Raw genomic sequence first — 13,986 nt, 5'->3', positions numbered from 1 at the left:
AAAATAATCAGTAATAAATAATCAATAATTGGGAGCGACAAAAGCGTATATGAATTGGAGCGGGGGCAAGGATAGCTCGCTGTGCCTGCATAGGATACTGCAGGATGAACGATACAGCATTGATTGTTTACTTACCAGTGTCAATGCGGCGCATAACCGTGTTTCGATGCATGGGGTACGGCGGGAGCTGTTGCATGCACAGGCCAAAGCCATTGGCCTGCCCTTGTATACGATTGAACTGCCGGAACAACCGGGTATGCAAGAATATGAACAGGCCATGATGGTACAAGTGGAAGCACTCAAAAAGGAAGGATACACACAAGCGGTATTCGGAGATATTTTCCTGGAGGACCTCAAAACGTACCGGGAGCAAAAACTGGCTACAACCAATATACAGTGTGTGTTTCCGCTATGGAAAATATCCACGCAGGAATTGATGGATGAATTCCTGTCCCTGGGCTTTAAAGCCATCATTGTATGTGTGAATGAAAAGTTCCTGGATAAAAGTTTCTGTGGCCGGCTGATCGATGATTCCTTTGTACGCGACCTGCCATCCCATGTAGATGTTTGTGGAGAGAATGGCGAGTATCATTCCTTTGTATTTGATGGGCCGGTATTCGATCAGCCTATCGCCTATACCAAGGGCGAGATCGTATACAGGCGGTATGAAGCGCCACAAACTACCGACAATTCCTGTAACCCCATGGACCAGCCATCGCTGTATGGCTTTTACTTTTGTGATCTATTAATGCCATGATAACAAATACCATTACCGCCGCCTCCCTGGAGGCCGATCTACAACACAAGATCAACAACAAAACAAAACCACCGGGATCGCTGGGCCTGCTGGAAGATATTGCCCTGCAGGTAGGGCTGATCCAGGACACCTTAAAGCCGGAAATCACGCAGCCGCATATCGTTGTATTTGCGGGCGATCACGGTATTGCCAAAACAGGTTTGGTGAATCCCTACCCACAGGAAGTAACGGCACAGATGGTGCTGAACTTTTTGAATGGAGGGGCTGCCATCAATGTGTTTTGCCGGCAACACAACATCACCTTACAGGTGGTAGATGCCGGGGTAAATTATGAACTGGTACCGGCTTCTACACAATTGCGGGTGAAGAATGGCGAGATCTTCGTCAATGCTAAATTGAATTATGGCACCGACAATTACCTCACCGGCCCGGCCATGAGCGAAGAGTCTGCCTTATCCGCTATTGAAAAAGGCAAAGCCATTGTAAAAATGATTGCCGACCGGGGCAGTAATTGCATAGGCTTTGGCGAAATGGGTATCGGCAATACTTCATCGGCCTCGCTCATCATGAGTGCGGTAACAGGTTTACCGGTATCCGCCTGTGTGGGCCGGGGTACGGGTGTGAACAACGACCAATTACAAACGAAGATCAGCACGCTGGAGCAGGTACATGCCCTGCACCAATTGCAGCAGCTCCACGACCAACCCATTACCTTGCTATCGCGGGTAGGAGGTTTCGAGATCGCTATGATGACGGGAGCTTACCTGCAGGCAGCGGAACAAAACATGGTGATCGTAGTAGATGGGTTCATCGCTTCTGCCGCGCTGTTATTGGCCAAACTGATCGAACCAGGCGTAATGCGTTATTGCATTTTTGCACATACCAGTGGAGAACATGGTCATGAACAAATGCTGCAATACCTGCAAGCCAAAACATTATTGCAACTGGGTATGCGGTTGGGCGAAGGAACAGGAGCAGCACTGGCCATCCCCTGATACAATCGGCCGTTAAGTTCCTGGAAGAAATGGCCTCCTTTGAATCGGCAGGAGTATCGAATAAAGAGTAGTCGGAAACACGGGAAGTCGGAAAAGACCGGAAGAAAAACACCAATACTTATTGTATCATTTACCGACTTTCGGACTTTGCTGACTTTCGGACATCTTGTATTTCTTTCCGACTTTACTGACTTAGGGCTTTTCCGGAAGTTTACTTATACCATTATGAAAAAGGAAATTCGTATATTCTTTACGGCATTGATGTTCCTTACCCGTCTGCCGGTACCTAAGTTTACCGACCATTCGCAGGAATACCTGGAAAAATCGGCACGTTATTTTCCCTTAATAGGCTGGATCGTGGCGCTCATCAGCGGCCTTACCTTCCTGGTATTTAATAAATATGTAAGTGAGGATATTGCCATCCTGGCTTCTATCATTGCAGGGATATTTACTACGGGGGCCTTTCATGAAGATGGCTTTGCCGACGTATGTGATGCTTTTGGAGGCGGCTGGACGAAAGAAAAATACTGCTGATCATGAAAGACAGCCGACTGGGTACCTATGGGGTAACCGGTCTTATCGGCATCCTGTCGGCCAAGTTCCTGCTGCTGAAAGAACTGCCCAAGTTTTCACCTGATCTGGCTAATCCCTCCATCAATATCTTCCTCAACTATAAGAACTTCTTATTGGTATTGATAGCCGCACATGCCATCAGCCGGCTGATGGGCGTATTCACCATTTGTCTATTTGATTATGTTACTGACCCTGATGGCAGTAAATCGAAACCGGTTACCAGCAGCCGACCTTCTTTTGTTACTATCCTGATGGCTTGTCTCTTTGCTTTGTTGCCTTTTGTTTTTCTACCCTGGCATTTCGCATTGGCTATTATTCCTGTACTGCTGATCGCTTACCGAATGGCCGTGTATTTCAAAAAATGGATCGGAGGATATACGGGCGATTGCCTGGGTGCTATTCAGCAGGTAAGTGAACTGACGTTTTACCTGGGGGTATTGATCGTTTGGCAGTATATAATTTAACAAGAGGGTGAGCCGCCCAGGAAGGGCGACCTGTCAACAAGTAATCTTTAAACAATAGGTGAGTCACCCTGCAGCCAGGCATAGCAGCGCGGCAGGGTGGCCCACCTTTAACAACTGATTTGCTTATTATTGCGCTATGAGTATTTATGTTATCCGCCATACTACCCCACTCATTGATAAAGGAACCTGTTATGGACAGGCAGATATTGATGTAACTGGCAGTTTCCTGGAAGAAGCCAACATCATTGGTCAATACCTGCCTGACGAGTTAGCAGCTGTTTACAGCAGCCCGCTGCAACGATGCAGTAAACTGGCAGCACATTTATTTCCGGCTCATCCTATCAAATTTGACCATGATCTGAAGGAGATCAGTTGCGGGAATGGGAACTGCAAAAGTGGAATGATATTCCCAAGGAGGTGATCGATCCCTGGATGAATGATTTTGTGCATGTTTGTATTCCGGGTGGAGAGAGTTATGTACATGTATTTGACCGGGTAAGCCGTTGTTTTGAAGGCGTAGCAGCTACCGGGCAGCAGGCTGCCATTATAACGCATGGTGGAGTGATCAGGAGTATCCTGGCTCATATTACACATACTCCTTTAAAAGATTCTTTTGCGGCTTTTTCCCTGCATTATGGATGTGTAGTAAAGATCGACCAGGAAGGCAATGGATTTCGCTATGAAATGCTATCCAATATTAATACAGGCAAAGAACAGCATAAGCCAAGTTATAAATAGTAGTAACTTGTAGTATTCCTTGTCAGTAAAATCGAATGCCATGGACTTGCGTTTTGACGACCTGATAACAGTTACCTTCACTTTATTCGCCATCATTGATATCCTGGGATCTATTCCCTTGCTGATCACGCTGAAAAAAAGATGGGCGGTATTCATGAACTAAGGGCCACGCTGGTTTCGGGGGCCTGATGATCCTGTTCCTGCTTACGGGCGAAAAGTTTTTGAAGGTCCTCGGCCTGGATGTAAGCTCTTTGCGGTAGCAGGTTCGATCGTGATTTTTATCCTGGGGATGGAAATGGTATTGGGGATGGAGTTCTTTAAAAGTGATGGCGATCACAAATCGGGTGCGGTGGTACCCATTGCCTTCCCGCTGATAGCGGGTTCCGGCACACTCACCACCATTATTTCCCTCTCGGCCAATTATAGCCAATGGACTGTTTTATTCGGTATTTTGATCAACCTCATAATTGTTTTCCTCGTTTTGAAATCCCTGAACTATATTGCGAAACTTTTGGGACCGGCAGGATTATTAGCGGTGAGAAAGTTTTTTGGCGTAATTTTGCTGGCCATTGCCGTAAAGCTTTTTGCGAGTAATATAGGCACCTTGATAAAATAGTGTAATTGGCTTCGTAGTACAATGGATAGTATAAGAGTTTCCGAAGCTCCAGATCCAGGTTCGATTCCTGGCGAAGCCACTTCAATTTCACTATGATCAGTATTACTTCCCTTTCCACTTTCACCATCGAACAAAGGGCCTCCTTTGGTCATAATGGCTATACTTCCCCGCAGGTTTATCGCGTTCGCAAAACCACCAATGCTAATGGGTTTCAATGGCAGGTTCAATTGGAAGACCTGGCAACTCCCTTCCTTAAAAACTGGAAAGACTACCCCGCCGATTTTGCTGAATATGCCACCCTCCTGGAAGAAGGACATTCCTTTGGCGCTTACGACAATGATCGATTGATTGGGGTTGTCATTTGCACAGCCAGGTCATGGAACAACACGCTCTATATTGAGAACATTCATGTATCGCAATTTTACCGCCAGCAGGGAGTAGGCGGCCTGCTGCTCAACCGGGTATTGCAACACGCCAGTTTACAGGGCTTCCGGCATGTAGAACTGGAAACGCAAAATACGAATGTGCCGGCGATCGCCTTTTACCAACGCTATGGCTTTGACATCACCGGGTTTAATTACCACCTCTATGATGGTCTGGACGAATTTGCCTTTTATATGACCAAAGCTACCGGACAGGGATACTGGCGTAAGCCCCATGACTAGCTGATATTGAATGGAATAGGGGCTAGGTATCAGGAATGCCGCTCAATTTATAGCAACCTGCCCCCTGGGGGTAACAAAACAGGAGTTGTGTTGATATGCTGTTGTAATGAGTAGCATTTAAACGCTCATCACAAACAACAACATGAAAACGGCTTCCCAACCCTTCTATTCTTACTGGTAAGCACAATAGCAATAGCCCAGGAATCAACACAAAAATCAATTACCATTTCCCTTGGTGGTGGAAGAAGTTTCAGTTCCACGGCATTAAAACAGCAAGGGCTGATTGGCAATGGTATGCAGGCTGGCGCCGATGTATTTGTTCCTCTTCTTAGAAAAGGATGGGATGGATCAGTGAAAGGTAGCGGCAAATTCACCTTGGGTATCCTGGCCGGGGATATTATCAGTCGGCCAGGAATCAACAGCCGGACATGGCCGGTGTACAATCGAAATACCAATTACCCAGCGGCAACCTGGAGATCACCAATAAGCAATACGGTTCTTCCAACAGCCAGGCTTATTCTTTTTATACCGGACTACAGGCTGATTTCACATTTGGAAAAATATCGCTATCGCCTTCCGTAAGTGCCGGATACTTTCATTCAACCCGTGATACGTTTACACAAAGCAGCCAGGTGATGGTCAATGGCGGCTCCCGCATGGTAATACTTGCAGGTTCCCCAAGGCAAAAAGCCAGGGTATGATCATCATCCCACAGGTAAAAGTAGGCTACCAGTTAACCGGCAACTTAAGTGTGTATGCCGCCACATCGGTTAATGCAGGTCCTGGAAGTGGCAGTTAGCAATATAAACTGGTGCCTGCCGGCGGCTTCAATGATAAGCAAACGTATGAACCCTCACAATTGGCTGCAGGTAAGTTGGCATTAGCGGGCGATTCAAAAGAACCTGCTCACCTTACTACTACTGTACAAGCTGGCTTTAGCTGGAGTTTTGGGAAAGGCAAGGCTGCCCGCAGGATAGGTAAAGTAACGAAGGGTGGTGGTGTAGCCTCTGCTTCGTATGCAGCCGGGCGTGCAGCAATCTCTACTGATACGCCCAGCACGGGAAGACAAACGCAAGGCAAAACCTTTGGTGAAAAAGTAAATGCAGGATTGCAGTCTGGCGCGTCAGCTGTTGCACAGGGTGCAGCTCGTCCGGGGCAGCCTATCAAGGGAGTTATAGTAAAAGGCGGTAAGAATCCTGGTGGTAACCTGATGACGCTTACTACTGATAACAAGGGTGTGTTTGAATTTACATTTAAGGAAACAGGCGACTATCGCTTTGTACTCACAGCTCCTGGGGAAGCAGCACCACAAGGCAGAAGTATCAGCGAAAAAGGAGTTAAGAAGTCGGAGAATCCTTTGTACCAGGGCAACGGACAATCGGGCAATAATCCATTAAACAATGGACTTGTTGCCAGCCCTGGTAATCCAATCGGTGGCATTATTGTAAAAGGCGGCAAAAACCCTGGACCCAGCATGATCACGATCACAACCAATAGCAATGGTGAGGTTAATTTGAATGGGCTTACAGCCGGCAGTTACCGGTTTATTGTCACAGCGCCTTAAGCACCAGTACCAATCGCTTTAGGTATCATGACCGGAAAAAGTTGACTGTTGATCAGCAGTCAACGGCCAGTTCGCGGAAACCTGGGAATTTCGATCGGGGTGAGCCGTTCCGCCAACTGGCGGGAAGGGCGCCCACCCTAAGTTGGTTTCGCCAGGCCTGATGCAGCGCTTCAATCAACGAATGAACAGATTAATCTTTTAATGTGAATTTTAATTACGAACGGGGCTGGCTTTTATTCATTCCTTAATACTTTCGGTGGATAAAGTAAACCCAATCGTTCGTTATGAGAAGAAACGTTACTGTATTTGCCCTTGGCTTATTGCTAGTAGGCAATGAGGTGATAGCCCAAACCAGGGACTCCCTAGTCGTTAAAAGTATTGTTGAAGAAGCTACTAAGAACTCGCAACTGCAACAGCTGGCACATGAATTAATGGATGGCATTGGCCCACGGCTGGTGGGTACGCCGCAAATGAAAAAGCCAATGACTGGGCAGTGGCCAAATACCAAAGCTGGGGTATCCAGGCTAAAAATGAGCAGTGGGGCGAATGGCGCGGATGGGAAAGAGGGGTTACGCATATTGATATGGTATTGCCCCGGGTGAAATCATTGGAAGGCACGCAGTTGGCCTGGAGTCCCTCTACTGCTGGCAAAACAGTAACGGCCGAACTGGTGATCGTGCCCGACCTGGCCGATTCTATCGCCTTCCAGCAATGGCTGCCAGCAGTGAAAGGCAAATTTGTAATGATCTCCATGCCGCAACCCACAGGACGGCCTGATTATAATTGGGATGAATTTGGCACCAAAGAGTCCGTAGAGAAGATGAAGAAAGAGCGTACAGCACAATCAGAAGCCTGGCGCAACCGGATCAGCAAAACAGGTTATACAGCGCGTACCTTACCGGCAGCGCTGGAAAAAGCCGGGGCAGTAGGTATTGTTATGTCCAACTGGTCAAATGGCTTTGGTGTTAATAAGATCTTTGGCGCCTATACTACCAAGGTACCCACGATTGATATTGCATTGGAAGATTATGGCTTATTGTACAGGCTTACGGAAGATGGCACCAAAACATCCATCAGTGTTCGTGCCGACTCGAAGGAGCTGGGTATAGTGCCCACCTTTAATACGATTGCCGAGATAAAAGGAAGTGAAAAACCTGATGAATATGTGATCCTGTCAGCGCATTTTGATAGCTGGGACGGTGGTACGGGAGCAACGGATAATGGCACCGGAACATTGGTGATGATGGAAGCGATGCGGATATTGAAGAAGATCTATCCCAATCCTAAAAGAACGATCCTGGTAGGCCACTGGGGCAGTGAGGAGCAGGGACTGAATGGTTCCCGGGCTTTTGTAGAAGACCATCCTGAAATAGTAAAAAATATCCAGGTGCTCTTTAACCAGGACAATGGAACAGGCCGGGTAGTGAATCTTTCGGGACAGGGATATTTGCATGCCTATGATTACCTGGGCAGGTGGTTATCGAAAGTACCTGGTGATATACGCAGTCAGGTTGAAACACGGTTTCCCGGCGCACCGGGTGGTGGTGGATCGGACTTTGCTTCTTTTGTTGCAGTAGGTGCACCAGCCTTTTCTTTAAGCTCGAATAGCTGGTCGTATGGCAACTATACCTGGCATACGAACCGCGACACTTATGATAAGATCGTATTTGATGATGTACGTAGTAATGCGATCCTTACGGCCATTCTGGCATATATGGCCAGTGAAGATCCGACCAAAACATCGCGTGAAAAGAGTGTACTGCCTGTGAATCCCAGAACAGGAGAACCAGGCACCTGGCCCGCGCAGACAAAAAGTTACGCGGAAGGGAGGGGTGAATTAGAGATCATAATTAGTCTAGTTTTTAATTATAAGAAAGGCTGTCCATGATAAGTGGGCAGCCTTTTTCGTGAATCGGCAATCTTTTGCTTCGTTTTGGCAATCGGCAGTCGACAATCGGCAGTCGCTTGCTACGAATGACTCTGGCCTTTTGCTTGGACTTGGGTATCGTTACAAGTGTAGTCTGATCTTTAGTTTGTTAAGCAGGATGGCGATGCCCATAATAATGATGGCATAAACAGCCGACCATGCCACACCCAGCCATCCCTGGTGAAAAGTGGATGGCATAAAATACAACCCAAACCATACCTGTACATGATAGATAATGGCGGGTAGTATGTAAATGAGAAGGGGGTTGGAAGCTGCAGGTTTGAAGAAGGCCGTCCATCCGCTTATTTTTTTAACATCGAGCAGCCAATACAGGAGGCTGAACAAAAGTGTACAGATGGCTACGGAATACAAACACCAGGAAGGGGTAGCGTATATTTTTGAAATATGGTACCAGGGCCTGAGTATCCAGGCAGCAATGGCGGCCAATACCATGAACACAATGGCCTGAATAAACCGCTGGGTATTGGTTTGATGCTCTTCCGTTCAAAAAATATAAGGGACAATACGATGCCGCTTAATACAATGCTGGTATGAGATGCGTTGCCAGATTGGGACCCGATCCAACGCAAAGCAGCATTGATTCGGCAGCAGGCAGTCGCCCGGCAATATACCACCCCACGCATACCAGGATCATAAATAGCAATCCGCCGATGCTACCGCGCACCAATTGGTAAATGGTACAGCTAAGGAAATAAGCCCAGCCAATAAGGCCCAATATACCCCACCAATGGGGTGTGAGCCCTTTGAACCATCTTCGCCTGCCTTGTAGATGATGCCCAGGTAAATTAAACCAGCCACCCCCAGGGCTTGCAAAACAAGGGCTACGCGCTTATTTTTAAAATAGTACACATTCCAGACCAGGATGGCACAAGCGTAAAATAATAATGACCAAATATGGATGGACATGCCCATGGCAGCTTCGTTATAGCCTCCTTCGGCATTGACCATAAAAATGCCTAATACGAGCAAACCAATGGTTCGCCAGATAATATGGGCCTGAGCTTCCAAAAGGAATCGCCCTTGGCCAGGCGGTTATTCAGTGCGAAAGGTAGTGACATACCCACTATAAACAGAAAAGCGGGAAACACAAGATCTACAAATGTCATAGCATCAGCATCCGCCGGCACGTGCTTCATCCAGCTGGGAATACCGGATACACCAGCTACATCATTCACGAAGATCATGACAAGAATGGTGATACCTCTAAAAACATCGATGGAGAGAATACGCTGTGTAGTTAACGTATTATACTTCATTGGCAGGGAGTTGGGTTGCTTAAAAATACAATGAAGTACACGATTTTCAACGTATAGGAGTAGAAATATATGGGTGGATGCGCAAACCGGTTGGCACGACGAGGGGCCTTCGGGTGACTGATAATCAATGAAAATCAGAATACAAGGGCTATTCTTACGCCGAGGAAGCTGTAGCCTCCCTTGCGCAGTAAGGGAGCTTCGGGAATGGAGAAACCTGTTGGAATGGTATAAAAACGGAGGCCAAGGTCTATTTGCTTACCAGCCACGGGCATCAACATACCAATAGCTGGAACGAGGGTAAGTTTGGTAGCAGCATGCTTGTGTGCTTTGATGCTAAAGCCAGCTTCAAAGCCTGCATAGTAATTATTCCAAACATAATATTTCAAACCAGGTAATACACTTATAAAGGCAAAGTCCTTGGTTTCCTTGTCATCAAAGGCATGAATGGTTCCTTTAAAATAGTTGTATCCTACGCTTGCGGTAGCAGCCAGCCCATTGCGACTGCGCCATTCTTTTTAATGAACAGTCCGGTAAGCACTCCCTTCATATCACCTACCATGGTGTACACAGGAGTAGCCAGATCAACACCTACAGAGAGGGTGTTTTGCTTGTTTTGCGCACAGGTAGCCAAGGCTCCTCCCCATATTGCTACTAAGAGTAGAAGTGTTTTCATCTGAATCCATTTCATAAAGTCCATTACAAGCCGGCTGTTTTCAACACTAGTATGAATAAGGTGTAAGCCGGCAGTATTTGCATTATGACAAGGATATTTATACAGGCGTTGCGGGCAAGATCAAATATTAGTTCATCATTAATATAGGTCGGTGAGCGAAAAACGGCGATGACACCACGGAAAAACTGTAAATTGGCTCAACGAGTTAACCAACACATTAAAACTAATGTTCAAACAACTGCTATTTGTTTGCCTTACCCTCTCTGGGTATGCATCGGTGGCCCAGGAAACTGCCCCCACTGACAGTGTGCCGGCCATAGCACTTCACAATGCCATTACGAGTTACCACCACTACATCGACAAGCAATCGCGCTTATACAATGGAGTAGAGTTTTTGGTTATTCGCCCAAGATCGAAGGCATACCTTATTACCTGGAAAATACCTGGCAGCGTGGAAGCATTGTATATGATGGTATTGCTTATGATACGGTTCAAATGATGTATGATATTGTGAAAGACCGGATCGTTATCCTGCACTTCAATAATTTTTTCCGGATGTCTCTGTTCAGTGAAAAGATAAAAAGCTTCTCACTGATGAACCACCATTTTATCCGTATCCTTAAAGATAGTTTGAGTAATTCTCCACTTTCCACGGGGTTCTATGATCAAATGTATACAGGCCCCACCAGTGTATTGGTACGTCGAAGCAAATTCATTGAAGAAACAGTAAAGGAAATATTGGAAAGGAAATTTGTAGAGCAGTACCAGTACTATGTTTACAAGGATGGGAACTATCATACGATCAGAAGTAAAAAGGTCTTTTCTCACTGATGAAAGATCATGCCCGTGAGGTAAAACAGCACCTGAAAAGAAAAAGCTGAAATACAGAAAGGACAAAGAGAATACTATTATAGAAGCTGCCATCCATTACGATTCTTTAAAACACTGATATGAGACGACTGCCTTTCCTAATGATCCTTGGTTTTGCATTGGGGTGTTTTTGTAGCAAGGTATCAGGGCAACAAAATGACGCCAAACGGGTCAGTATCATTTTATCCGACACTGCGGTTGATGTGATCTTACAGGAGCTAGAGCGACAATCGGGTTATCATTTTTATTATGACAAGGTACAATTTGATAGTATGCGCGTAAGCATAGCTATTAATAACCAGCCGCTGAAAAGGGCACTGGAGCAACTTTTTGAGAACACGGCTTTTCATTGTACGATCCTGGCCGATAAGGGAACTGTATTTATTACCAAGGGGCTGCGATCAAAACGACCTTGCCGGATGGGTTCTTTGCAAAAGCGACCAAGGATACTGTACGCCGGGACCTGGGAGGGTGCCTGATTACGGGGATAAAAAGAAAGTGCGGGCAGATGCCTCTATTGAAAACAAGTTATTTGAAATAGGCAATAAAAGTAATACAGGAGGGCCAGCCAATGTAACACTGGCAGGCAATATTCGCAATATCAAAAGTGGTGAACCGCTTGTAGGAGCCATTATAACGATACACAATTCTTCGATTGGAACCGCCACAGATCAATATGGATATTTTTCATTGACGGTTCCGAAGGGCAGGTATGTATTGAATGTACAAGGAATTGGCATGAAGGATACGAAACGGCAAGTAGTGTTGTATGCCGGCGGGGGAAAACTGGACATCGATATGGAAGAACGGGTAACCTCACTGAAGGAAGTTATTGTATCTGCGCAGAAGCTGGCCAATATCCGGAATGTACAAATGGGTACGGAACGGTTAACGATCCGGGCTATCAGGCAAATACCCACGGCTTTTGGTGAAGCCGATATATTAAAGGCGGTGCTCACATTGCCAGGTGTAAAATCGGTAGGGGAAGCCAGTACGGGTTTCAATGTACGGGGAGGCGCTGCGGACCAAAACCTGATCCTGTTCAATGACGCTACGATCTATAATCCTTCGCACTTCTTTGGATTCTTTTCTGCCTTCAACCCTGATATTGTAAAGGATGTAGAATTGTACAAGAGTAGCATACCCGCCAAATACGGAGGCCGTTTATCATCGGTATTGGATATATCGAGCCGGGAGGGTAATAAGAAGAATTTTACGGGGAGTGCCGGCTTAGGTTTGATCACCAGCCGTTTTAATATTGAAGGACCCATCCAGAAAGATAAGACCTCGTTCATTCTGGGAGCCCGCACTACGTATGCACGCTGGCTTTTAAACTTATTGCCTGATGAATATGAGAATAGCAAGGCATCGTTTTATGATGTTAACCTGAATATCAGTCACCAGTTCAACAACAAGAATAACCTTTACGTCACCGGATATACCAGTAAGGACCGATTTAACCTGAACAACGATACTACTTATGGATACAATAACAACAATGTATCGATCAAGTGGAAGCATATATTCAATAATAAATTAACGGGTATATTGACAGGGGGTTATGACCGGTATGCTTATCATATCAGCAGTGAAAAAATAAGATCACTGCTTATAAGCTGGGTTTTGACATTAACCAGTTCAATGTTAAAGCAGACTTTACCTGGTACCTGAGTCCAGAACACACCATCGATTTTGGAGCCAGTACCATCCATTACAAACTTCATCCGGGTGAATATGAACCGATCGGCAAGGAATCATTGATTGTAGGTGATAAGGTGGCTACGGAACAAGCTCGGGAAAGTGCAGTTTACTTATCGGAAAAATGGAATATTACGCCCGAGCTTTCGTTGCAAGGGGGTGCGCGCTTTTCGTTGTACCAATACCTGGGGCCAGGAAATGTGAACAGGTATGCACCAGGGCTTCCCAAGAATGAGGACAATATCCTGGAGGTAAAGCGGTACGAAAAGGGTGATGTAATCCAAACTTATTCAGGTCCGGAATGGCGGCTTTCGGCACGGTATAGCATCACGCCCAGTTTCTCCATAAAGGCGGGCTATAATTCGTTGCGTCAGTATATCCACATGTTGTCGAATACAACGGCAATTTCGCCTACGGATATCTGGAAATTGAGTGACCCTAATATTAAACCACAATATGGAGACCAGGTTTCATTGGGTTTGTACAAGAACTTCAAGTCGAATTCGATTGAAACTTCGGTAGAGGTGTATTATAAGCGCATAAAAGATTACCTGGACTATAAGAGTGGCGCTTCATTGGTGATGAACGATCATATTGAAACGGATGTAATTGGCACTAAGGGCCGGGCTTATGGGGTGGAGTTGATGATCAAAAAGCAAAATGGCAAATTGAATGGGTGGGTCAGTTATACTTACTCACGTATTGAATTAAAGATGGATGATGCTACTTCGGGTGAGATCATAAACCGGGGTGAGTATTACCCTGCTAATTACGATAAGCCGCATGATGTAACAATGGTGGGCAATTACCGCTTTACGCACCGGTTCAGTATTTCATTAAATGCTACGTATAGTACGGGCCGGCCAATAACCCTTCCTATTGGCCGCTATTACTATGGCGGTTCCTGGCGAGCCTTGTATTCAGACAGGAATGCCTACCGGATCCCCGATTATTTCCGCACTGATTTCGCCATGATCGTGGAAGGTAATCATAAGTTAAAACAGAAAACGCATAATTCCTGGACATTCGGCCTCTACAATCTTACGGGAAGGAAGAATCCCTATTCGGTTTATTTCACTTCGGAGCAGGGGCGTGTAAACGGATATAAGCTATCCATATTTGGCAATATTATCCCTTTTATTAATTACAATATTCGTTTCTAAATATAG

The 13,986-nt window shown here is 45.9% G+C and carries 21 protein-coding genes, 1 tRNA gene and 1 pseudogene; 18 read left to right on the top strand and 5 right to left on the bottom strand.

Annotated elements, in window-relative coordinates; all coding sequences use genetic code 11:
* Nucleotides 1-49 precede the first annotated feature (49 nt).
* From RS881_RS04945 to RS881_RS04880, 13 genes and pseudogenes are all read left to right on the top strand, one after another.
* Complete coding sequence (locus tag RS881_RS04945; RefSeq protein WP_315820057.1) at nucleotides 50-757, top strand: Dph6-related ATP pyrophosphatase; 708 nt, start codon at nucleotides 50-52, stop codon at nucleotides 755-757.
* Complete coding sequence (gene cobT, locus RS881_RS04940) at nucleotides 754-1,752, top strand: nicotinate-nucleotide--dimethylbenzimidazole phosphoribosyltransferase (RefSeq protein WP_315820056.1); 999 nt, start codon at nucleotides 754-756, stop codon at nucleotides 1,750-1,752. Before RS881_RS04945 ends, cobT begins: the two co-directional genes overlap by 4 nt.
* 225 nt (nucleotides 1,753-1,977) lie before the next feature.
* Nucleotides 1,978-2,789: pseudogene (locus RS881_RS59015) on the top strand (adenosylcobinamide-GDP ribazoletransferase).
* A gap of 136 nt (nucleotides 2,790-2,925) precedes the next feature.
* Nucleotides 2,926-3,210, top strand: coding sequence for a histidine phosphatase family protein (locus RS881_RS04925; RefSeq protein ID WP_315820053.1), 285 nt, complete (start codon nucleotides 2,926-2,928; stop codon nucleotides 3,208-3,210).
* The gene (locus RS881_RS04920) at nucleotides 3,162-3,527 is read left to right on the top strand and encodes a histidine phosphatase family protein (RefSeq protein ID WP_315820052.1); all 366 of its coding nucleotides are present in this window, start codon (nucleotides 3,162-3,164) and stop codon (nucleotides 3,525-3,527) included. Before RS881_RS04925 ends, RS881_RS04920 begins: the two co-directional genes overlap by 49 nt.
* Nucleotides 3,528-3,567: 40 nt before the next feature.
* Entirely contained in the window at nucleotides 3,568-3,690 is a 123-nt protein-coding gene (locus RS881_RS04915; protein ID WP_315820051.1) for a hypothetical protein, read from the top strand.
* A 108-nt stretch (nucleotides 3,691-3,798) separates the two neighbouring features.
* A complete protein-coding gene (locus RS881_RS04910) occupies nucleotides 3,799-4,143 on the top strand; it encodes a MarC family protein (RefSeq protein WP_315820050.1) in 345 nt (114 codons plus the stop codon).
* Nucleotides 4,144-4,150: 7 nt separating this feature from the next.
* Nucleotides 4,151-4,222 (top strand) — tRNA-Arg (locus tag RS881_RS04905).
* Nucleotides 4,223-4,235: 13 nt separating this feature from the next.
* Entirely contained in the window at nucleotides 4,236-4,808 is a 573-nt protein-coding gene (locus RS881_RS04900) for a GNAT family N-acetyltransferase (protein WP_315820049.1), read from the top strand.
* A gap of 428 nt (nucleotides 4,809-5,236) precedes the next feature.
* Nucleotides 5,237-5,509 carry a hypothetical protein gene (locus RS881_RS04895; RefSeq protein WP_315820048.1) on the top strand — a complete coding sequence of 91 codons (273 nt, stop codon included), beginning with the start codon at nucleotides 5,237-5,239 and terminating at the stop codon, nucleotides 5,507-5,509.
* 110 nt (nucleotides 5,510-5,619) lie between these two features.
* Complete coding sequence (locus tag RS881_RS04890) at nucleotides 5,620-6,372, top strand: collagen binding domain-containing protein (protein ID WP_315820047.1); 753 nt, start codon at nucleotides 5,620-5,622, stop codon at nucleotides 6,370-6,372.
* Nucleotides 6,373-6,656: 284 nt separating this feature from the next.
* Nucleotides 6,657-6,974 (top strand): hypothetical protein, encoded by a 318-nt coding sequence (locus RS881_RS04885; RefSeq protein WP_315820046.1) that lies wholly within the window; start codon nucleotides 6,657-6,659, stop codon nucleotides 6,972-6,974.
* On the top strand, nucleotides 6,866-8,260 hold the full coding sequence (locus RS881_RS04880) for a M20/M25/M40 family metallo-hydrolase (RefSeq protein WP_315820045.1): 1,395 nt from the start codon (nucleotides 6,866-6,868) through the stop codon (nucleotides 8,258-8,260). Before RS881_RS04885 ends, RS881_RS04880 begins: the two co-directional genes overlap by 109 nt.
* Before the next feature lie 120 nt (nucleotides 8,261-8,380).
* Here the strand turns inward: RS881_RS04880 and RS881_RS04875 are convergent, their stop codons facing one another.
* The 5 genes from RS881_RS04875 to RS881_RS04855 all read right to left on the bottom strand — a co-directional run bounded on the left by RS881_RS04875 (nucleotide 8,381) and on the right by RS881_RS04855 (nucleotide 10,249).
* Complete coding sequence (locus RS881_RS04875; RefSeq protein WP_315820044.1) at nucleotides 8,381-8,758, bottom strand: hypothetical protein; 378 nt, start codon at nucleotides 8,756-8,758, stop codon at nucleotides 8,381-8,383.
* A gap of 192 nt (nucleotides 8,759-8,950) precedes the next feature.
* Nucleotides 8,951-9,289 carry a hypothetical protein gene (locus RS881_RS04870; RefSeq protein ID WP_315820043.1) on the bottom strand — a complete coding sequence of 113 codons (339 nt, stop codon included), beginning with the start codon at nucleotides 9,287-9,289 and terminating at the stop codon, nucleotides 8,951-8,953.
* Nucleotides 9,277-9,576, bottom strand: a complete 300-nt coding sequence (locus RS881_RS04865; protein WP_315820042.1) for a DUF5009 domain-containing protein — start codon at nucleotides 9,574-9,576, stop codon at nucleotides 9,277-9,279. The genes RS881_RS04870 and RS881_RS04865 overlap by 13 nt, the downstream gene beginning before the upstream one ends.
* 134 nt (nucleotides 9,577-9,710) lie before the next feature.
* The gene (locus RS881_RS04860) at nucleotides 9,711-9,962 is read right to left on the bottom strand and encodes a hypothetical protein (RefSeq protein WP_315820041.1); all 252 of its coding nucleotides are present in this window, start codon (nucleotides 9,960-9,962) and stop codon (nucleotides 9,711-9,713) included.
* Nucleotides 9,963-10,045: 83 nt separating this feature from the next.
* Nucleotides 10,046-10,249 (bottom strand): hypothetical protein, encoded by a 204-nt coding sequence (locus RS881_RS04855; protein ID WP_315820040.1) that lies wholly within the window; start codon nucleotides 10,247-10,249, stop codon nucleotides 10,046-10,048.
* A gap of 226 nt (nucleotides 10,250-10,475) precedes the next feature.
* Between RS881_RS04855 and RS881_RS04850 the strand changes: the two genes are divergently transcribed.
* The 5 genes from RS881_RS04850 (at nucleotide 10,476) to RS881_RS04830 (ending at nucleotide 13,980) form a co-directional block, all read left to right on the top strand.
* Nucleotides 10,476-10,748 (top strand): hypothetical protein, encoded by a 273-nt coding sequence (locus RS881_RS04850; RefSeq protein WP_315820039.1) that lies wholly within the window; start codon nucleotides 10,476-10,478, stop codon nucleotides 10,746-10,748.
* Entirely contained in the window at nucleotides 10,745-11,080 is a 336-nt protein-coding gene (locus RS881_RS04845) for a hypothetical protein (protein WP_315820038.1), read from the top strand. Before RS881_RS04850 ends, RS881_RS04845 begins: the two co-directional genes overlap by 4 nt.
* A 119-nt stretch (nucleotides 11,081-11,199) precedes the next feature.
* Nucleotides 11,200-11,598, top strand: a complete 399-nt coding sequence (locus RS881_RS04840; protein ID WP_315820037.1) for an RNA-dependent RNA polymerase family protein — start codon at nucleotides 11,200-11,202, stop codon at nucleotides 11,596-11,598.
* Nucleotides 11,591-12,790, top strand: coding sequence for a TonB-dependent receptor (locus RS881_RS04835; RefSeq protein WP_315820036.1), 1,200 nt, complete (start codon nucleotides 11,591-11,593; stop codon nucleotides 12,788-12,790). Before RS881_RS04840 ends, RS881_RS04835 begins: the two co-directional genes overlap by 8 nt.
* Complete coding sequence (locus tag RS881_RS04830) at nucleotides 12,721-13,980, top strand: TonB-dependent receptor plug domain-containing protein (protein ID WP_315825030.1); 1,260 nt, start codon at nucleotides 12,721-12,723, stop codon at nucleotides 13,978-13,980. The genes RS881_RS04835 and RS881_RS04830 overlap by 70 nt, the downstream gene beginning before the upstream one ends.
* Nucleotides 13,981-13,986: the final 6 nt, after the last annotated feature.

This window comes from Paraflavitalea speifideaquila (assembly GCF_032395985.1).
GTDB classification, from domain to species: Bacteria; Bacteroidota; Bacteroidia; order Chitinophagales; family Chitinophagaceae; genus Paraflavitalea; species Paraflavitalea speifideaquila.
This window is presented reverse-complemented; position numbering and strand designations above follow the sequence as displayed.

What these genes read in the sequence shown, in the direction of transcription:
- RS881_RS04895 (WP_315820048.1), top strand. Translation starts at nt 5,237, where the DNA reads ATGGCCGGTGTACAATCGAAATACCAATTACCCAGCGGCAACCTGGAG.
- RS881_RS04845 (WP_315820038.1), top strand. Translation starts at nt 10,745, where the DNA reads ATGATGTATGATATTGTGAAAGACCGGATCGTTATCCTGCACTTCAAT.
- RS881_RS04925 (WP_315820053.1), top strand. Translation starts at nt 2,926, where the DNA reads ATGAGTATTTATGTTATCCGCCATACTACCCCACTCATTGATAAAGGA.
- RS881_RS04900 (WP_315820049.1), top strand. Translation starts at nt 4,236, where the DNA reads ATGATCAGTATTACTTCCCTTTCCACTTTCACCATCGAACAAAGGGCC.
- cobT (WP_315820056.1), top strand. Translation starts at nt 754, where the DNA reads ATGATAACAAATACCATTACCGCCGCCTCCCTGGAGGCCGATCTACAA.
- RS881_RS04865 (WP_315820042.1), bottom strand. Translation starts at nt 9,576, where the DNA reads ATGAAGTATAATACGTTAACTACACAGCGTATTCTCTCCATCGATGTT.
- RS881_RS04945 (WP_315820057.1), top strand. Translation starts at nt 50, where the DNA reads ATGAATTGGAGCGGGGGCAAGGATAGCTCGCTGTGCCTGCATAGGATA.
- RS881_RS04915 (WP_315820051.1), top strand. Translation starts at nt 3,568, where the DNA reads ATGGACTTGCGTTTTGACGACCTGATAACAGTTACCTTCACTTTATTC.
- RS881_RS04840 (WP_315820037.1), top strand. Translation starts at nt 11,200, where the DNA reads ATGAGACGACTGCCTTTCCTAATGATCCTTGGTTTTGCATTGGGGTGT.
- RS881_RS04885 (WP_315820046.1), top strand. Translation starts at nt 6,657, where the DNA reads ATGAGAAGAAACGTTACTGTATTTGCCCTTGGCTTATTGCTAGTAGGC.
- RS881_RS04850 (WP_315820039.1), top strand. Translation starts at nt 10,476, where the DNA reads ATGTTCAAACAACTGCTATTTGTTTGCCTTACCCTCTCTGGGTATGCA.
- RS881_RS04855 (WP_315820040.1), bottom strand. Translation starts at nt 10,249, where the DNA reads ATGAAAACACTTCTACTCTTAGTAGCAATATGGGGAGGAGCCTTGGCT.